The organism is Duncaniella freteri (assembly GCF_004766125.1).
GTDB classification, from domain to species: domain Bacteria; phylum Bacteroidota; class Bacteroidia; order Bacteroidales; family Muribaculaceae; genus Duncaniella; species Duncaniella freteri.
The window spans coordinates 1,438,969-1,455,809 of record NZ_SJSA01000001.1 but is presented as its reverse complement, the minus strand read 5'-3'; the positions used below and the strand labels follow the sequence as shown (position 1 = coordinate 1,455,809).

Below are 16,841 nucleotides of genomic sequence, written 5' to 3'. Positions count from 1 at the left end.
CTAAAAATTATCTGTTTAACTATATTTAACTCTAAGTTTAAGCCTAAATCGCAATGTCTCAGCGAATATACCTGTTTCAAGCCTCCCAAAAGAGGACTTTACGCTTAACTTTTATTTATAAATATAATTATTTATGATTTTTTAATCAAAGGAGGGGTGTCTTAACGCAAACAGGTTAAGAGACACCCATAGGTGAATCTTAACCTTATTAATTGCGAATGTCACGCGCTAAGCGGCTACGCGAGCCCCGGTGCGCGACTTATTATCGGATGGTGAAAGCTTATTTGAGCTCAACCTCTGCGCCAGCCTCTTCGAGCTGCTTCTTGAGACCCTCAGCGTCGGCCTTAGCCATGCCTTCCTTAAGAACAGAGGGTGCGCCGTCAACCATCTCCTTAGCCTCCTTGAGACCGAGACCGGTGAGTTCCTTAACGAGCTTAACAACAGCGAGCTTGCTTGCGCCAGCTGACTTGAGGACAACGTCAAATGAGGTCTTTTCCTCAGCTGCGGGAGCACCTGCTGCGGGACCTGCTGCTACTGCTACAGCTGCAGCTGCGGGTTCGATACCGTACTCGTCCTTGAGGATCTGAGCGAGTTCGTTTACTTCCTTAACGGTGAGATTAACGAGTTGTTCTGCAAAAGCTTTGAGATCTGCCATGATTGTATTGATGTTTTGTTGTTTTTGTTTTGTGTTGAATGATGAATTGTTGGTTGAGACTAAGCCTCTTTCTGAGAGAGAGTCTCAAGGATGCCATGAAGCTTGTTGGCACCGGACTGGAGGCCGGAAACAACATTCTTGGCGGGGGACTGGAGAAGAGCGATGACATCGGCGATGAGCTCGTTCTTGCTCTTGATAGCTTCGAGTGTGCTGAGCTGGTCGGCACCTACGTAAACTGTCTCCTCTACATAAGCGGCCTTGAAGGCGGGGAGCTTAGCGTCCTTGTCACCCTTTACGAACTCCTTGATGAGCTTTGCGGGCGCATTGCCCACATTGCTGAGCATCAGCGAAGTTGATCCGTGGAGAGCTCCGTAAAGCTCTGAGTAGTCACCTTCGAGGCTCTCAAGAGCCTTGTGGAGCAGGGTGTTCTTGACTACCATAAGCTTCACCTCTGCATTGTTGCAGGCACGGCGAAGGGCTGTGGTCTTTTCTGCGTCAAGACCGGCGGTCTCTACGAGATAGAAGCAGCCATACTCCTGGATAGTCTTGGCTATGTTCTGGATAGCTATGATTTTATCTTCCTTTTTCATTTTGTTCAGTCAGCTTTAGATGGATTACTCATCAATCGACTTGGGGTCGATCTTGATGCCCGGACTCATGGTGCTCGAAAGATAAATGCTCTTGATGTAGGTACCCTTTGCGGTAGCGGGCTTGAGCTTGATAAGAGTGTTGATAAACTCGCGGACATTCTCACGCGCAGCCTGAGCGTCAAACGACACCTTGCCTACGGAAGAGTGAACGATGCCGTTCTTGTCAACCTTGAAGTCGATCTTACCCTTCTTGACCTCCTCGACAGCCTTAGCGACGTCGACAGTCACAGTTCCGCTCTTAGGGTTAGGCATCAGACCACGGGGACCGAGGATACGGCCGAGAGCTCCGATCTTACCCATGATAGCGGGCTGGGTGATGATGACATCAATGTCGGTCCATCCGCCCTTGATCTTATCAATGTACTCATCAAGGCCTACGTAGTCAGCACCGGCAGCCTTAGCGGCAGCCTCGGCGTCAGAGTTGCAGAGCACGAGCACGCGCACCTGCTTGCCTGTTCCGTTGGGGAGTGTGACAACGCCACGTACCATCTGGTTGGCCTTACGGGGGTCAACGCCGAGACGAACATCCACGTCGAGCGAAGCGTCAAACTTAGTGAAGGTTATCTCCTTAACGAGCTCTACAGCTTCAGCAAGCGTGTAGGTTTTCCCTGCTTCAACCTTCTCCTGGGCAATCTTTTGATTTTTGGTCAGTTTAGTCATGTCAATTGAAGATTAAATGTTTTCGGGGAATGTTCCTTTCACGGTGATACCCATGCTTCTGGCAGTACCGGCAACCATACGCATTGCCGATGCAACGTTGAAACAGTTCAAATCGGGCATTTTGTCCTCAGCAATAGCCTTTACCTGGTCCCAGGTGATCTCGGCAACCTTCTTACGGTTGGGCTGAGCGGAACCGCTCTTCACCTTGGATACCTCAAGGAGCTGGATGGCGACAGGAGGAGTCTTGACTACGAAGTCAAAGCTCTTGTCGGTGTAATAAGTGATTACTACAGGGAGCACCTTGCCGGCCTTGTCCTGGGTGCGGGCATTGAATTGCTTGCAAAACTCCATGATGTTGATACCCTTCGAACCGAGGGCAGGACCAACTGGAGGAGAGGGGTTTGCTGCACCTCCCTTGATTTGCAATTTGATCTGTCCAGCAATTTCTTTAGCCATGATAAATCTAAATTTTTTGTTAATGATTCGGTTAAAACGATGCCATCTCTAACAGATGCCAGCGGGCGACTATGCGTAACCAATGTCTCCGCGTCCTTCCATTGCTGTGACATCTCCCGTGGTGCCGAGTCCTCTCACACACTCATCCTCTCCCTTGTCACTTGCGTGCCACGGAAGGGGTTGATGATATGAGCATGTTGCCGAGAGCGGCTACGGCGACCGCGCGATAATTATTCACGCACTACCTGCGAATTCTCAAGTTCGAGCGGTGTTTTGCGCCCGAAGATCTTGACCATCACCTTGAGCTTCTTCTTCTCACGATTGACCTCCTCGATGATTCCGTCAAACCCTGAGAACGGACCGGCGGTCACCTTTACAGCCTCGCCTACCATGTAGTCATTGCCGTCATCCACACCGTCGAGCATATCATCGGCTGCACCGAGCATGCGGCGCACCTCCGACTCACGCAACGACTCGGGCGCAGCATCCTTGCCGCGTCCGCGCAGGAAGTCGATAACATTTGTGGTATTGCGGAGCTCATAGAGTACCTCGCCCGTAAGAATGCACTCAACGAAGACGTAACCGGAGTAGAGGTTCTTCTCCTTAACGACCTTCTTACCATTCTTCACCGACATAACCTTCTCGGTAGGTATCAGCACCTGAAAGACGTAGTCGCCGAGGCCGGTGTTGCGGATAGCTCCGTCAAGCACCTCTTTTACCTTAGCTTCTTTACCTGAGATGGCGCGAAGCACATACCAAGCTTTCTTCAATTCTTCAGCCATTGCCGTGATTTACCAGATAGGGGTTTACTGTCCGAGTGAGTAGATAAAGTGCATAATGGTGTCGACCACCTGATCCATCACAAAGATAATCGCTGCTATGATGATGGAAGCGACAAGCACGATTACCGCGCTCTTGATCAGCTGGGTCTTGGTGGGCCAAGAAGTCTTATACCTGAGCTCGGTATATGACTCCTCGATATCCGTAAGCAGTTTAAGTTTACTCATTTGCGTCTGTTTTTAGCACGGGAAGAGAGGCTCGAACTCCCGACACCTGGTTTTGGAGACCAGTGCTCTACCGACTGAGCTATTCCCGTATATGAAAGAAACCGGTCCGACTGGAAGTCAATTATGGCACGCCTCTCAGCGGAGCCGGTCTCTTATGAGGTTTATCGAGTTAATACCGGAGTATTATTCAAGGATCTCGGTGATCTGACCTGAACCTACGGTACGTCCGCCCTCACGGATAGCGAAACGCAGACCTGCGTCACAAGCTACCGGGTTGATGAGCTCAACGTTGATCTCAACGTGGTCACCGGGCATTACCATCTCTACACCTTCGGGGAGAGTGATCTCACCGGTAACGTCAAGTGTACGGATGTAGAACTGGGGACGATAGTGGTTGTGGAAAGGAGTGTGACGGCCACCTTCCTCTTTCTTGAGGATGTAGACAGAAGCTTTGAACTTGCTGTGGGGCTTAACGACACCAGGGTGACAGATTACCATACCGCGCTTGATGTCCTTCTTGTCGATACCACGGAGGAGGAGACCTACGTTGTCACCTGCTTCACCCTGATCAAGAAGCTTGCGGAACATCTCGACACCGGTAACTACTGACTTCATGTCGGCACCAAGACCCATGATCTGAACTTCGTCACCTACCTTCACGATACCAGTCTCGATACGACCGGTAGCAACTGTACCACGACCGGTGATTGAGAACACGTCCTCAACAGGCATAAGGAAGGGCTTGTCGATGTCGCGGGGAGGCAGGGGAATCCAGCTGTCAACAGCTGCCATGAGCTCCATAACCTTCTCTTCCCACTGGGGCTCGCCATTGAGAGCACCAAGAGCAGAACCGCGGATGATAGGAGTATTGTCGCCGTCATATTCGTAAGACGAAAGAAGATCACGCATTTCCATTTCAACGAGGTCGAACATCTCTTCGTCGTCAACCATGTCGCACTTGTTGAGGAATACAACAAGACGAGGAACGTTCACCTGACGAGCGAGAAGGATGTGCTCGCGAGTCTGGGGCATAGGACCGTCAGTCGCAGCAACTACGATGATAGCACCGTCCATCTGAGCGGCACCGGTGACCATGTTCTTCACGTAGTCAGCGTGACCCGGACAGTCAACGTGTGCATAGTGACGGTTAGCGGTCTCGTACTCTACGTGAGAGGTATTGATTGTGATACCACGCTCTTTCTCCTCGGGCGCGTTGTCGATCTGATCGAATGACTTAACCTCAGAAAGACCGTTCTTTGCGAGCACTGTGGTGATGGCTGCGGTAAGAGTAGTCTTGCCATGGTCAACGTGACCGATAGTACCGATGTTAACATGCGGCTTCGTTCTTTCGAATTTTTCTTTTGCCATAACTTTGCTATTATTGCTTGATTAATGATTGCGTTTTCAACAAGACGCCACGATAGCGTAAAGCACTACCGGGGCTGTCATTCAGGGTGAGATGGAGCCGATGGCGGGATTTGAACCCGCGACCTCTTCCTTACCAAGGAAGTGCTCTACCCCTGAGCTACATTGGCATTGCGTCTTGATGGGAAAATGGAGCGGAAGACGAGGCTCAAACTCGCGACCCTCAGCTTGGAAGGCTGATGCTCTATCAACTGAGCTACTTCCGCAGAAATTAGTAGTGGGCGAAGATGGATTCGAACCACCGAAGGTATAAACCAGCAGATTTACAGTCTGCCCCATTTGGCCACTCTGGTATTCGCCCTAATTTCCTAACACTTTAGTTGAGCCTCTTGTCGGATTCGAACCAACGACCCCGAGATTACAAATCACGTGCTCTGGCCAACTGAGCTAAAGAGGCAATAATTCTATGTTCTCAGCAATCAAGAGCAGTTCTGTTTCTCAATTGCGATGCAAAATTACAACGAATAATTTTACCATGCAAATATTTTCGCAACTTTTTTGCATTATTTTTCGCACCACCTACGGAACAGCCTCTTTTTCAGTCCTTCTGCCATCCACAAAGAACCCTTGTCAAAACAGCCCCTGAGCAGGGCACCTATATAGATATGCCGAATTCGTGCTTCACCTCGTCCATCACAAAAGTCGACTCGAACGAGGCTACATACTCAAGACAGCCAAGGACATTCATGACAAATTCCCTGTAAGCCTTCATGCTCGGCACCTGTATCTTGACCAGATAATCAAACCGCCCCGAAATATTGTAGCACTCCGTCACCTCCTGCAATCCCATGATGACATCGGCAAACTCCTTGGCATTAGCCTTGTTCTGCTGCTTGAGCGTCACACTGCAATATGCAGTGAAGCCCATGTTGAGCTTCTCCTCGTCAAGAACTGTCACATAGGCCTTGATATAGCCCTCGCGTTCCAGCCGCCTGAAACGCTCATACACAGGAGTGGACGACAGATTCACCTGCGCGCCGATCTCCTTAAGCGTGAGGCGAGCGTTCTGCTGAAGCAGGCGGAGTATCTTGATATCGGTCTCGTCAAGCCGGTCAAGCGCGATAGCCATTTTTTTCTCGATTATTAGAATTCAACGATTACTATTTTAAAATATCTAAAATTTGCACATGCAAATATAATTAAATTTTCAATCTCCGACAAACCATTTCCATCATAATATTCGCAGCAAAACGAACACCTCTCAAAAAAATAACACCGCCAAGCCGCTATCCTACCACCCTCAGCTCACCTGTGAGCGAATCCATTATATAGCCGCCCACCTTGACATCCTGCGCCATGAGCGGATGATTGCGTATCAGGTCCATAGTCTCAGCCACAGCGGCATCCGTGTCCTCAAAACCATGCAACCAGCTGTCAAGATCTATGCCGCAATGCCTCATCAGCGAGATATGCTCCTCACTCACCCCGCGCTCACGCATCAGGTGAAGCATCTCCGCAGCATTCATCCCCTGCACTCCGCAGCCGGTGTGCCCTATCACCATAATCTCGTTCACCCCAAGCTCATACACCGCGACAAGCAGCGAACGCATGGTCGAGTCGAAAGGATTGGTGATTGTCCCGCCGGCATTCTTGATTATCTTAACATCTCCGTTGCGCAGCCCCAAAGCCGCCGGAAGAAGCTCCACAAGCCGAGTGTCCATACAAGTAACTATGGCGATCTTCTTATCAGGATACTTCGAGGTTGCAAACTTCTCATACCCTTTCTGCGCCACAAACTCACAATTATGCTTCAAAATTTCCTCAATCATAACAAATTGCATTTTTTCAACCGCAAAATTAGCTATTTATTCACTAAAATTCGCATATTTGTCTCATTTTAATTCAGAGCCGCACCCAACCTCTTGACATTCAATAAATAATTCCATATATTTGCTAAATCACATTTCAACACATAGTCGCTATGAAAAAATCCATTGTTCTAATCCTACTGCTCAGCAGCAGCATCCCACTACTAAAAGCCAACAATGAACCAGAACCACCACCAGTTGACCAAAGAGAAATCATAATGATGTGTGGAATTGAAGCACCACTTGGCGAGACAAGTTGTGAGTGGTCCTTTCCAGCAAAAAAATTCGCATGGATCAAAACAACAACCACTTGTTACTATGATATAATCGTCGAACTCACCTGCCACAACCCCATCGAGGACGGACATCGCAAGACCCACCTTGCAGTAGCTAAACCACTCTCCTACTATTATGCCATTAGAGGGGGATGGGGATTACCCTATGTATGGGTTGACGAATATATAAATCCAAATATGAAATTTAAATATTGGACATTTTCCGCATCATTTACAAGACATCCGAGCGGTTCGGAGTGTGTATACTTTCTCTCATGCTCTGGAAATCCAACAGGTGGCGGAGTATGGGTTTCACAATAAATAATATCATAATACTCTTACAACTATGAAACTTACAATTCTTTTCATTGTGGCGATGTTCATAACATCATGTGCAAACAGTTCGGATATCATATCCGACACAACAATCGACCGGCAACAGCAATCCAGCGTTGATGACCGACCTTCAGCACCGCCCATCACCACTGCAAAAATGATAATTGCCAACAATTCCTTTATTGATGTGGACATAGCGGCATTGGAGAACACAACCACAGGACAACGCAACACATCCAATCCACAATCAGCCAAAGCCATCACAGAACCATACCCCGAAGAACATGAGATGACACGCGCAGCCCTATATCGATATTACAGCAAAGTGACCATTGTTGACGGCTTGATGGTATGTTCAGCAAAAAAGGCATCGGACTTGAACATGTCCGAACGCACATTCCGATACATCAACGACAACGTAAACGCAATAAACGAAACCGTAAAAGAAGCACAGAGCAAAGGCACGAAAGTACACATGCCGGAAATCACAGCCGACTACCTCCGCTTCCTGATCGAATAAAGCCCTTCAACTCCAACGATACGGGCGGGACGGAATCATGAGCCGTCCCGCCCTAACCGTCCAGGCATCCACTCTATAATTTCCGCTTGCGAAAATTGATAGAAATCACTACCTTTGCAGTCACGAAACCAAAAATTTATGTACAGGACAAATACATGCGGAGAACTCCGCCTGAGCGATGCCGGCCGTGAAGTGACCCTTGCCGGCTGGGTGCAGAGGACACGTAAGATGGGCGGCATGACGTTCGTCGACATCCGTGACCGTTACGGCATCACGCAAATAGTATTTGAGAGCGACGCCGACGCCGCCCTCTGCGACAACGCCAACCATCTGGGGCGCGAATGGGTGATCCAGGTCACAGGCACCGTGGCTGAACGCACAAGCAAGAACCCCAATCTCCCCACCGGTGAGATCGAAATCATAGCCAAGGAGCTTAAGGTGCTCAACCGCAGCGAAGTGCCACCGTTCACCATCGAGGATGAGACCGACGGCGGCGACGACCTGCGCATGAAGTACCGCTATCTCGACCTGCGCCGCTCATGCGTGCGCGGCAATCTTGAACTGCGCCACCGCATGGCATTCGAGATACGCCGTTATCTCGACTCCAAAGGCTTCCTGGAAGTGGAGACACCTGTGCTCATCAAGTCGACGCCCGAAGGAGCACGCGACTTCGTGGTGCCCTCCCGCATGAATCCGGGACAGTTCTACGCGCTCCCCCAGTCACCACAGACATTCAAGCAGCTCCTGATGGTAAGCGGATTCGACCGCTATTTCCAGATAGTGAAATGCTTCCGCGACGAGGACCTGCGCGCCGACCGCCAGCCCGAGTTCACACAGATCGACTGCGAGATGTCGTTTGTGACTCAGGAAGACGTTCTGCAGATGTTCGAAGGTCTCGTAAAGCACATATTTAAATATGTAAAGGACATAGACTTCACCGATCCTTTCCCCCGCATGACATGGGCCGACGCCATGCGCCTTTACGGATCCGACAAGCCCGACACACGCTTCGGAATGGAATTCGTGGAGCTCAAGGACCTCACAGGCGGCAAAGGATTCTCCGTGCTTGACGACGCCGAATACGTCGGAGCCATCGTGGCTCCGGGCTGCGCAGGCTACACCCGCAAACAGCTCGACCAGCTCACCGACTTCGTGAAACGCCCGCAGATAGGAGCCAAAGGCATGATGTGGGTAAAGATCGAAGAGGACGGCTCCATAAAATCGTCCGTATCAAAATTCTATACCGAAGAGGAGCTACGCACATGGACCGACCGCGCCGCAGCAGGAAAGGGCGACCTCATGCTCATCCTCGCCGGACAAACGGCAAAGACCCGCAAGCAGCTGTGCGAGCTTCGTCTTGAGATGGGCTCACGGCTCGGGCTCCGCGACCCGCAGAAGTTCTCCTGCCTATGGGTCATCGACTTCCCCCTGTTCGAGTGGGACGACGAGACTCAGCGTTACTACGCCATGCACCATCCGTTCACCTCACCCAACCCCGACGACCTCCATCTTCTCGACTCCGACACCGGAGCAGTGCGCGCCACGGCATACGACATGGTGGTCAACGGCAACGAGCTCGGAGGAGGCTCCATACGTATACACGAGGCAGAGCTACAGGACCATATGTTCCGCCTGCTCGGACTCAGCGAAGAGGACGCTCAATACAAGTTCGGCTTCCTGATGAACGCCTTCAAGTACGGCGCGCCACCTCATGGCGGACTGGCATTCGGATTTGACCGCTTCGTGTCGATCCTCGCCGGACTCGACTCCATACGCGACGTCATCGCATTCCCCAAAAACAACTCCGGCCGCGACATGATGATCGACGCACCCGCATCGATCGACGACTCCCAGCTCGATGAGCTCCAGATAAAGCTCAACCTCAAAGAATGACCCTCAAAGATATAGTCACAGCCATCGAGGCCTATGCCGACCCCGCACTCCAGGAATCCTGGGACAATACGGGTTGGCAGATAGCCCCGATGGAGAGCTCGGACGAATGTTCGGGCGTGATGCTGTGCCTCGATGTCACCCCTGCCGTGGTTGAAGAAGCCAAGGATCAGGGGTGTAATCTTATCGTGTCACACCATCCCCTGATCTTCAAAGGGCTCCGCTCCATCACCGGGGCATCCCAGGCGGAACGAGCCGTAATCCTCGCCATACGCCACGGCATAGCCGTATACTCAAGCCACACCGCCCTCGACAGCGCGCCCTTAGGAGTGAGCCGCGAGCTCGGGTCGATGCTCGGACTCACAGCCATGCAGCCGCTTGTGCCCGACGCGCACACACCCTCGGCAGGGCTCGGCGTGATCGGCATCCCCGAGCACGGAACCATCACAAGCGACGGACTTATCGATGCAGTCAAGAGGGTCTACAACGCCCCGCGCGTACGTGTCACAAGAGGCATCCCCTCACTGAGCGGGATACACAAGGTAGCCCTGTCAAGCGGATCGGGAGGCGAATTCATCCCGGCGGCCATAGCCGCCGGCGCGGAAGCCTACATATCCTCCGACATCCGTTACCACGACTTCCTGGACCACGGAAGAGACATTCTCATCATCGACACCGGGCATTTTGAAAGCGAAATATGCACTAAATCAATTTTTTCGCGCATTATTTCCCAAAAATTTCCTAACTTTGCGGTCCATATCGCCAAGTGCGAACACAACCCTGTGACCTACGTGTGACATCAAATGTTCTGAAAACACAACCCACTCAAAGGAATCAAAATCTTCACAATTATATGGCCAAAGATCAAGCTAAAATCGACCAGGCTAACTCGGTAGAGCACCGCCTCCGCTCACTCTACGAGCTTCAGACAATCCTTTCGGAAATCGACCGCATCCGCACCATCCGCGGCGAGCTCCCCGAGGAAGTGCGTGACCTGGAGGACGTAATCGCCGGGCTCCACACCCGCATCGACAAGTACAACCACGAAATCGAGGACCTACGCTCCCAGTCAGCACAGGAGCAGAACAAGATAAAAGTCGCAGAGGAGCAGATTGCCACCTACAAGACTCAGCTCGACAACGTGAGAAACAACCGCGAGTTTGACCTCCTCTCAAAAGAGATAGAATACCAGACTCTTGAGATCCAGCTCTCCGAGAAGCGCATCGGTCAGTACAGCCGCGAAATCGAGGCAAAGACCGCCGAGATCGCATCTGCCGAAGAGAACCTCACCGACCGCAACATCATCCTCTCCGACAAGCGTCAGCAGCTCGAAGAGATCATCTCCGAGACCAAGAAGGACGAGGAAGTGCTACGCGCCAAAGCCAAGGACCTCGAAGCACGCATCGACGACCCGCGCACACTCGCAGCGTTCAAGCGCATCCGCAAGAACGCCCGCAACGGACTCGGCGTGGTCTACATCCAGCGCAACGCCTGCGGCGGATGCTTCAACCGCATCCCCCCGCAGAAACAGATGGAAATCAAGATGCACAAAAAGATCATCGTATGCGAATACTGCGGACGCATCATGATCGACCCCGATCTCGCAGGCATCAGCACCGAACAATAATCTATGGATAAGATACAACCAGGCAAATACGTCGAGATAGCCTACGACCTCTACGCATCCCTCCCCGGCGAACCGGAGACACAGGTGCACACCGTAGAGCCCGCCGATCCCGAACGGTTCATCTTCGGCATCACCCCCGGACTCATACCTGCACTTGCCTCCGCACTCGAAGGGCTTGAGCAAGGAGCGTCATTCGACGTGAAAGTCCCCGCCGAGGAAGGCATACCGTTCAACCCCGACGACGTGGCATCACTTGACCGCGACCTCTTCCTTGACGACAAAGGCAACATCGACTCGCGCGTAAAGCCCGGAGCAAGAATCCCCATGTACACCGCCGACGGCTACCAGATCACAGGATTGGTGAAAGAAGTGACCTCCGAACACGTCATAATGGACTTCAACCATCCCCTCGTAGGGCAGGCACTCCACTTCGCCAACGGCAAAGTAGTCACCGTGCGTGACGCCACCCCCGAAGAGATCCATCCCTCTCCATGCGGCGGAGGATGCGGCGGTTGTGGCGGAGGATGCGGATCTGCCGACGGCAGCGACGACTCCTGCTGCGACAACGGCGGATGCTGCGGCGGATGCAACTGATCGCCCCCATACACTACTCTTCTTATACTTGACCACTCTATACTAAAAAAAGCATAAACCAAATAAAATGGCAACAACTGCAGACTTCAAGAACGGTATGTGCCTCGACATCGACGGGCAGTACTTCTTCATCGTAGAATTCCTTCACGTAAAGCCCGGCAAAGGACCGGCTTTCGTCCGCACAAAACTTAAGAACGTCCAGACAGGCCGCGTACTCGACAAGACCTGGAACTCCGGCGTAAAGGTAAATGAAGTGCGCATCGAGCGTCGCCCCTACCAGTACAGCTACAAGGACGATATGGGCTACCACTTCCTCCACACCGAGACTTGGGAAGAAGTGATCATAGCCGGCGAAAGCATCGAAGGCGTACAGTTCCTCAAGGACGGTGACATCTGCGAAGCAATGGTACACGCCGAGAGCGAAACAATCCTCACCTGCGAGATGCCCACCTCAGTGACTCTTGAGATCACCTACACCGAACCCGGCATCAAGGGCGACACCGCTACCAACACCCTCAAGCCCGCTACCGTAGAGACCGGAGCAGAGGTGCGCGTGCCCCTCTTCTGCAACATCGGCGACAAGGTAGTCATCGACACCCGCGACGGTTCCTACAAAGAACGCGTCAAGGAATAATCCCGCCCAATATACCCACGGGACCCGACTCATCAAGAGCCTGAAAAGTCAGACGCAGCCTGAACTTTTCAGGCTCTCACATTTTTTATAATACAGACCATCCCACCCATACTACACACCTGAAAATGCTCGAAACCCATCCCTTTCCGCCCTACCTCCCCTCCGGTGCCAAGGTCTTGATCATGGGCACATTCCCTCCTCAGCCTCACCGCTGGGCTATGGAGTTCTATTACCCCAACCGCACCAACGACTTCTGGAAAATCATGGGGCTCATATTCTTCAACGACCCCACCTACCTCTACGACACAAGGTCCCGCTCATTCCGGCTCGACCTCATCAAAGATCTTCTTGATGACAAAGGGATAGCCCTGCACGACACCGGCCGCGAAATCAGACGCCTGCGTGACAACGCCTCCGACAAATACCTGGAGATAGTCACCCCTGTGCCGCTCTTCGACCTCCTCGCCCGCATCCCCCTGTGCCGCACCATTGCCACCACCGGAGAGAAAGCCGCAGGAGTAATCGCATCGATCACCGGCACAGAAACACCCAAAATGGGGCATATGGTCACCGACACGGCACGAAACCTCGACATATGGCGTATGCCATCAACCTCCCGCGCCTACCCTCTCCCCCTCGAAAACAAAGCCGCCTACTACGCCACCCTCTTCAACGCCGCAGGAATAGAGCCGTAACATCTTAATGCTAAGATAATTTGTTTGTATTACTCATAATTCCTACTTTTGTAATATGGATACAATCAATGTCATAAATCTAATCATAAGAGAAGCATCCAGACTTCTTCCTAAAGGAGCCAAGGTGATTCTATTCGGCTCTCGGGCGCGAGGCACAGCCCAAGAAAACTCCGACTGGGACATCCTCATACTTCTCAATAAAGAAAAACGGACGGTCGAGGACCTCGATGACTACGGATTTCCATTTCGTCAGCTTGGGTGGGACATAAATCAAGAAATCAATCCCATAGTCTCCACATTTAGAGACATGGCGTCAGGGAAACATTCAAATCCATTATACTATAATATCGCAAACGAAGGAATAACGATATGGGGCTAACTGACGACGACCGCAAAGCGATTGTATGCTACCGCATAGAGAAAGCATTCCATACCCTCAAAGAAGCAAAAGACGTGTTGTCTTTAGGGCATCTCAGCCTATGTGCAAACAGGCTTTATTACTCTGCATTTTACATGGCATCCGCATTGTTAATTAATCATGGGCATTCTGTCAATACCCATGCAGGTGTACTCAGACACTAATCAACCTGTATTTCGTCAAAGAAGGCAAATTGGATAAAAACACAGCCCGACTTTTGAATATATTGTTTTCAATGAGACAACAAGGGGACTACGGTGACACTTTTGATTACGAAAAAGATGAAATCGAGCCTCTGATAAAAAAGACCGAATTAATGCTTTCTTCTTTGCAATCTCTGATCGGTACACGACAAGACTTTTAGAATGATTCACTGCTCTGCCCCCAACACAGCAGACCTCACTAAACGAACATACAACAGACCGCATACAATGTTTCTTGATATAATATTCCTCATAGCCGGGCTTGTGCTGATACTGGCAGGAGCCAACTACATGACCGACGGCTCGGTCGCACTCGCCAAACGCTTCGGCATGAGCGACTTCCTCATAGGGCTTACCATCGTCGCAATGATGACAAGCGCACCCGAACTCGTGGTGTCGGTGACATCGGCACTCAACGCCTCCTCCGAAATGGCGATAGGCAACATAGTTGGCTCCAACATATTCAACATCCTCGTAATCATAGGCATAACAGCCCTGATACGCCCCATAGCCGTAACACGCGGAGTGCTCATCAATGAGATCCCGCTCGTGATACTCTCCTCCGTCGCGCTGCTCGTTATGGGATGCGCACCCTATCTTGACGGCGGTCCGATGGTGCTGACACGAGTCGACGGAATCATCCTGCTGCTGTTCTTCATAGTATTCATGCGCCACACATTCGCCTCGGCAAAATCGGCTCCCGCCAATGACCCTGTGGCATCAAGCGCATCAGGATTCAAGCCCACCCCCCTGTGGAAAGCCATACTCATCACCCTTGGAGGACTCGCAGGATTAGTGCTTGGCGGACAATGGTTCGTTGAGGGCGCATCAGGGCTCGCACGTGCAATCGGATGGAGCGAAGGGCTCATCGGACTCACCATCCTTGCCGCCGGAACATCACTCCCCGAGCTCGCCACATCAATCGTATCGGCAACCAAAGGCTTCTCCGGCATAGCACTCGGCAATGTGATAGGCTCCAATATATTCAACATATTCTTCGTGCTCGGATGCACAGCCACAGTCACCCCGCTGTCATTCGGAGGAATAGGCATCCCCGACCTCTCCGTGCTCCTGCTTGCAAGCATCCTGTTCTGGGTGTTCGGATGGTTCTATCGATGCCGCACCATCACCCGCCCCGAAGGAGCCATACTCGTCATACTCTACATAGCCTACATGACATACCTCTATCTCAATCTTCCGGCATAAAGCCAGGCAGCCGGGAGACTACGATGATTTCACCAGCTATGATTCCGAGATTTACAGGCTGTTGAAGCCTCGCGCCGAGACATCTGTCAAAGCGATCTGCGATTTAATTTTTAGTCAAATAGAAATTTTAACCGTGAAATATGCCACTATTACAGCAAAAATTATGTAATTTTGCAACAAATTTTCCTAAAGTCTATACCATTATCATTCATCACGGTTTTCATCTAAAGTAATGGATAATCTAATCACCATTTCACCATCCCCGCATGCGCAGACACCGACCACTGTAAGCAGGCTGATGCTCCATGTGATCATCGCCCTCGTCCCCGCAGTGCTCTTCGCGCTCTACTACTTCGGGATAGGAGCGGCAATAGTAATCGCCACATCGATTGTTGGGTGCATAGCCGCCGAGTATCTGATCACCCGCTATATGCTTGGCAGAAAGCCATCCATAGGCAATCTTTCGGCAGTCCTCACCGGTCTGCTCCTGGCACTCAACCTCCCGTCCAACATTCCAGTGTGGATGGTGCTCATCGGTTGTGTTGTAGCCATCGGAATAGGCAAAATGACTTTCGGAGGACTGGGATGCAACATCTTCAACCCTGCCCTCGTAGGCCGTGTGTTCCTGCTGCTGTCATTCCCTGTTGCAATGACTACATGGCCCGAGCCTATAGTCAACCGCATGGCATACACTGACGCCACCACCGGAGCCACCATACTCGGACAGCTCAAGCAGAACCTCATCACCCCCGACCAGATCAACCTCCTGGATGCCGCCCTCGGCAACATGGGAGGCTCAATGGGCGAGGTAGGTGCCATAGCCCTGTTGCTCGGTTTTGCCTATCTTCTATGCTTCCGCGTCATCACATGGCACATACCGGTAGCCATAATCGGCACAGCTGCACTTTTCTCACTCTGCATCGGAGCACCGGTCGGGGTAGAAATCCTATCCGGAGGCATGCTCCTCGGAGCCATATTCATGGCTACCGACTATGTGACATCCCCCATGAGCCGCCCGGGAATGCTCCTCTACGGAGCCATGATAGGCATAATAACCATCATCATCCGTCAGTGGGGAGCCTACCCCGAAGGCATGTCGTTCGCCATACTCATAATGAACGGCGTCACACCGCTGATCAACCGATATATGAAACCACGTAAATTTGGCGAAGGGAGGGCAACAGCATGAAATCCACACTCACCAACATGGTGCTCTCACTCGGCATCATCACCATAATAGCCGCCGCGCTACTCGCAGGTGTATACACCATAACCGAGGCTCCAATCAAAGCAGCACAGCTCAACAAGCAGATCGAGGCAATCAAGGCTGTCACCCCCGCGTTCGACAACGATCCGGTGAACGAGTCAATGGAGATCACTCCACAGGGAGAATCGGTCCCTGTCAAGGTATTCCCCGCCAAAATGGGAGGAAAACTCGTAGGAGCAGCCGTTGAGAGCTACTCCTCACAAGGATTCTCGGGTGACATCAAGCTTATATACGGATTCGACACCGAAGGCAACATCACAGGTTATGCCGTGATGCAGCATGCCGAGACCCCCGGGCTCGGCGCAAAGATGGACGAATGGTTCCGTTCGCCCGAAGGTCGCCGCAGCGTGATCGGGCTCAACCCTTCCACCTCCAATCTCACTGTCAGCAAGGACGGAGGCGACGTGGATGCCATCACCGCCGCCACAATAACATCGCGCGCATTCCTCGACGCCCTCTCACGTGCCGCCAACGCGTTCGATCAACTTTCAGCACAGAAATAATCCGGCTAAACT

General features: G+C 51.7%; 23 protein-coding genes and 5 tRNA genes. 14 read left to right on the top strand and 14 right to left on the bottom strand.

The window, feature by feature from the left end:
* Positions 1-280: 280 nt before the first annotated feature.
* From rplL to EZ315_RS06185, 14 genes are all read right to left on the bottom strand, one after another.
* A complete protein-coding gene (gene rplL / locus EZ315_RS06250; protein ID WP_135471321.1) occupies positions 281-655 on the bottom strand; it encodes a 50S ribosomal protein L7/L12 in 375 nt (124 codons plus the stop codon).
* Positions 656-714: 59 nt separating this feature from the next.
* Positions 715-1,245: a 50S ribosomal protein L10 gene (gene rplJ, locus EZ315_RS06245; RefSeq protein WP_135471320.1), complete on the bottom strand. Its 531-nt coding sequence runs from the start codon at positions 1,243-1,245 to the stop codon at positions 715-717.
* Between the two features lie 24 nt (positions 1,246-1,269).
* Positions 1,270-1,965 carry a 50S ribosomal protein L1 gene (gene rplA / locus EZ315_RS06240; protein WP_135471319.1) on the bottom strand — a complete coding sequence of 232 codons (696 nt, stop codon included), beginning with the start codon at positions 1,963-1,965 and terminating at the stop codon, positions 1,270-1,272.
* Positions 1,966-1,977: 12 nt separating this feature from the next.
* Entirely contained in the window at positions 1,978-2,421 is a 444-nt protein-coding gene (gene rplK, locus EZ315_RS06235) for a 50S ribosomal protein L11 (RefSeq protein ID WP_135471318.1), read from the bottom strand.
* Positions 2,422-2,651: 230 nt separating this feature from the next.
* Complete coding sequence (gene nusG / locus EZ315_RS06230) at positions 2,652-3,203, bottom strand: transcription termination/antitermination protein NusG (RefSeq protein WP_135471317.1); 552 nt, start codon at positions 3,201-3,203, stop codon at positions 2,652-2,654.
* Positions 3,204-3,227: 24 nt separating this feature from the next.
* A complete protein-coding gene (gene secE / locus EZ315_RS06225) occupies positions 3,228-3,428 on the bottom strand; it encodes a preprotein translocase subunit SecE (RefSeq protein WP_135471316.1) in 201 nt (66 codons plus the stop codon).
* 16 nt (positions 3,429-3,444) lie between these two features.
* Positions 3,445-3,517 (bottom strand) — tRNA-Trp (locus EZ315_RS06220).
* Positions 3,518-3,611: 94 nt separating this feature from the next.
* Positions 3,612-4,796 (bottom strand): elongation factor Tu, encoded by a 1,185-nt coding sequence (tuf, locus tag EZ315_RS06215; RefSeq protein WP_135471315.1) that lies wholly within the window; start codon positions 4,794-4,796, stop codon positions 3,612-3,614.
* A 92-nt stretch (positions 4,797-4,888) separates the two neighbouring features.
* A tRNA-Thr gene (locus tag EZ315_RS06210) sits at positions 4,889-4,963 on the bottom strand.
* A gap of 20 nt (positions 4,964-4,983) precedes the next feature.
* Positions 4,984-5,059: transfer RNA gene (locus tag EZ315_RS06205), tRNA-Gly, on the bottom strand.
* A gap of 12 nt (positions 5,060-5,071) precedes the next feature.
* Positions 5,072-5,154 (bottom strand) — tRNA-Tyr (locus EZ315_RS06200).
* Positions 5,155-5,176: 22 nt separating this feature from the next.
* A tRNA-Thr gene (locus EZ315_RS06195) sits at positions 5,177-5,250 on the bottom strand.
* A gap of 198 nt (positions 5,251-5,448) precedes the next feature.
* Positions 5,449-5,922: an Lrp/AsnC family transcriptional regulator gene (locus tag EZ315_RS06190; protein ID WP_135471314.1), complete on the bottom strand. Its 474-nt coding sequence runs from the start codon at positions 5,920-5,922 to the stop codon at positions 5,449-5,451.
* Between the two features lie 157 nt (positions 5,923-6,079).
* Entirely contained in the window at positions 6,080-6,622 is a 543-nt protein-coding gene (locus EZ315_RS06185; protein ID WP_135471313.1) for a beta-class carbonic anhydrase, read from the bottom strand.
* 152 nt (positions 6,623-6,774) lie between these two features.
* Between EZ315_RS06185 and EZ315_RS06180 the strand changes: the two genes are divergently transcribed.
* The 14 genes from EZ315_RS06180 (at position 6,775) to EZ315_RS06115 (ending at position 16,829) form a co-directional block, all read left to right on the top strand.
* On the top strand, positions 6,775-7,257 hold the full coding sequence (locus EZ315_RS06180) for a hypothetical protein (RefSeq protein WP_135471312.1): 483 nt from the start codon (positions 6,775-6,777) through the stop codon (positions 7,255-7,257).
* A gap of 25 nt (positions 7,258-7,282) precedes the next feature.
* On the top strand, positions 7,283-7,792 hold the full coding sequence (locus EZ315_RS06175; RefSeq protein WP_135471311.1) for a hypothetical protein: 510 nt from the start codon (positions 7,283-7,285) through the stop codon (positions 7,790-7,792).
* 138 nt (positions 7,793-7,930) lie between these two features.
* Positions 7,931-9,685, top strand: coding sequence for an aspartate--tRNA ligase (gene aspS / locus EZ315_RS06170; protein WP_135471310.1), 1,755 nt, complete (start codon positions 7,931-7,933; stop codon positions 9,683-9,685).
* Positions 9,682-10,479, top strand: a complete 798-nt coding sequence (locus EZ315_RS06165) for a Nif3-like dinuclear metal center hexameric protein (protein ID WP_135471309.1) — start codon at positions 9,682-9,684, stop codon at positions 10,477-10,479. The genes aspS and EZ315_RS06165 overlap by 4 nt, the downstream gene beginning before the upstream one ends.
* A 56-nt stretch (positions 10,480-10,535) precedes the next feature.
* The gene (locus tag EZ315_RS06160; protein WP_135471308.1) at positions 10,536-11,309 is read left to right on the top strand and encodes a zinc ribbon domain-containing protein; all 774 of its coding nucleotides are present in this window, start codon (positions 10,536-10,538) and stop codon (positions 11,307-11,309) included.
* A gap of 3 nt (positions 11,310-11,312) precedes the next feature.
* Positions 11,313-11,903 carry an FKBP-type peptidyl-prolyl cis-trans isomerase gene (locus EZ315_RS06155; protein WP_135471307.1) on the top strand — a complete coding sequence of 197 codons (591 nt, stop codon included), beginning with the start codon at positions 11,313-11,315 and terminating at the stop codon, positions 11,901-11,903.
* 67 nt (positions 11,904-11,970) lie between these two features.
* Positions 11,971-12,537: an elongation factor P gene (gene efp / locus EZ315_RS06150; RefSeq protein ID WP_135471306.1), complete on the top strand. Its 567-nt coding sequence runs from the start codon at positions 11,971-11,973 to the stop codon at positions 12,535-12,537.
* A gap of 125 nt (positions 12,538-12,662) precedes the next feature.
* Entirely contained in the window at positions 12,663-13,232 is a 570-nt protein-coding gene (locus EZ315_RS06145) for a uracil-DNA glycosylase family protein (protein ID WP_135471305.1), read from the top strand.
* Positions 13,233-13,287: 55 nt separating this feature from the next.
* Positions 13,288-13,611 carry a nucleotidyltransferase domain-containing protein gene (locus EZ315_RS06140; RefSeq protein ID WP_135471304.1) on the top strand — a complete coding sequence of 108 codons (324 nt, stop codon included), beginning with the start codon at positions 13,288-13,290 and terminating at the stop codon, positions 13,609-13,611.
* Positions 13,602-13,814: a HEPN domain-containing protein gene (locus tag EZ315_RS16855; RefSeq protein ID WP_135471303.1), complete on the top strand. Its 213-nt coding sequence runs from the start codon at positions 13,602-13,604 to the stop codon at positions 13,812-13,814. The genes EZ315_RS06140 and EZ315_RS16855 overlap by 10 nt, the downstream gene beginning before the upstream one ends.
* Positions 13,814-14,014, top strand: coding sequence for a HEPN domain-containing protein (locus EZ315_RS16975; RefSeq protein ID WP_135471924.1), 201 nt, complete (start codon positions 13,814-13,816; stop codon positions 14,012-14,014). Before EZ315_RS16855 ends, EZ315_RS16975 begins: the two co-directional genes overlap by 1 nt.
* A 67-nt stretch (positions 14,015-14,081) precedes the next feature.
* Complete coding sequence (locus EZ315_RS06125) at positions 14,082-15,059, top strand: calcium/sodium antiporter (protein WP_135471302.1); 978 nt, start codon at positions 14,082-14,084, stop codon at positions 15,057-15,059.
* Positions 15,060-15,291: 232 nt separating this feature from the next.
* Entirely contained in the window at positions 15,292-16,248 is a 957-nt protein-coding gene (locus EZ315_RS06120; protein ID WP_135471301.1) for an RnfABCDGE type electron transport complex subunit D, read from the top strand.
* The gene (locus tag EZ315_RS06115; RefSeq protein WP_242452523.1) at positions 16,245-16,829 is read left to right on the top strand and encodes an RnfABCDGE type electron transport complex subunit G; all 585 of its coding nucleotides are present in this window, start codon (positions 16,245-16,247) and stop codon (positions 16,827-16,829) included. Before EZ315_RS06120 ends, EZ315_RS06115 begins: the two co-directional genes overlap by 4 nt.
* The last annotated feature ends 12 nt before the right edge of the window (positions 16,830-16,841 follow it).

Coding starts and splice junctions, on each gene's coding strand:
- rplL (WP_135471321.1), bottom strand. CDS start 655: ATGGCAGATCTCAAAGCTTTTGCAGAACAACTCGTTAATCTCACCGTT.
- rplJ (WP_135471320.1), bottom strand. CDS start 1,245: ATGAAAAAGGAAGATAAAATCATAGCTATCCAGAACATAGCCAAGACT.
- rplA (WP_135471319.1), bottom strand. CDS start 1,965: ATGACTAAACTGACCAAAAATCAAAAGATTGCCCAGGAGAAGGTTGAA.
- rplK (WP_135471318.1), bottom strand. CDS start 2,421: ATGGCTAAAGAAATTGCTGGACAGATCAAATTGCAAATCAAGGGAGGT.
- nusG (WP_135471317.1), bottom strand. CDS start 3,203: ATGGCTGAAGAATTGAAGAAAGCTTGGTATGTGCTTCGCGCCATCTCA.
- secE (WP_135471316.1), bottom strand. CDS start 3,428: ATGAGTAAACTTAAACTGCTTACGGATATCGAGGAGTCATATACCGAG.
- tuf (WP_135471315.1), bottom strand. CDS start 4,796: ATGGCAAAAGAAAAATTCGAAAGAACGAAGCCGCATGTTAACATCGGT.
- EZ315_RS06190 (WP_135471314.1), bottom strand. CDS start 5,922: ATGGCTATCGCGCTTGACCGGCTTGACGAGACCGATATCAAGATACTC.
- EZ315_RS06185 (WP_135471313.1), bottom strand. CDS start 6,622: ATGATTGAGGAAATTTTGAAGCATAATTGTGAGTTTGTGGCGCAGAAA.
- EZ315_RS06180 (WP_135471312.1), top strand. CDS start 6,775: ATGAAAAAATCCATTGTTCTAATCCTACTGCTCAGCAGCAGCATCCCA.
- EZ315_RS06175 (WP_135471311.1), top strand. CDS start 7,283: ATGAAACTTACAATTCTTTTCATTGTGGCGATGTTCATAACATCATGT.
- aspS (WP_135471310.1), top strand. CDS start 7,931: ATGTACAGGACAAATACATGCGGAGAACTCCGCCTGAGCGATGCCGGC.
- EZ315_RS06165 (WP_135471309.1), top strand. CDS start 9,682: ATGACCCTCAAAGATATAGTCACAGCCATCGAGGCCTATGCCGACCCC.
- EZ315_RS06160 (WP_135471308.1), top strand. CDS start 10,536: ATGGCCAAAGATCAAGCTAAAATCGACCAGGCTAACTCGGTAGAGCAC.
- EZ315_RS06155 (WP_135471307.1), top strand. CDS start 11,313: ATGGATAAGATACAACCAGGCAAATACGTCGAGATAGCCTACGACCTC.
- efp (WP_135471306.1), top strand. CDS start 11,971: ATGGCAACAACTGCAGACTTCAAGAACGGTATGTGCCTCGACATCGAC.
- EZ315_RS06145 (WP_135471305.1), top strand. CDS start 12,663: ATGCTCGAAACCCATCCCTTTCCGCCCTACCTCCCCTCCGGTGCCAAG.
- EZ315_RS06140 (WP_135471304.1), top strand. CDS start 13,288: ATGGATACAATCAATGTCATAAATCTAATCATAAGAGAAGCATCCAGA.
- EZ315_RS16855 (WP_135471303.1), top strand. CDS start 13,602: ATGGGGCTAACTGACGACGACCGCAAAGCGATTGTATGCTACCGCATA.
- EZ315_RS06125 (WP_135471302.1), top strand. CDS start 14,082: ATGTTTCTTGATATAATATTCCTCATAGCCGGGCTTGTGCTGATACTG.
- EZ315_RS06120 (WP_135471301.1), top strand. CDS start 15,292: ATGGATAATCTAATCACCATTTCACCATCCCCGCATGCGCAGACACCG.
- EZ315_RS06115 (WP_242452523.1), top strand. CDS start 16,245: ATGAAATCCACACTCACCAACATGGTGCTCTCACTCGGCATCATCACC.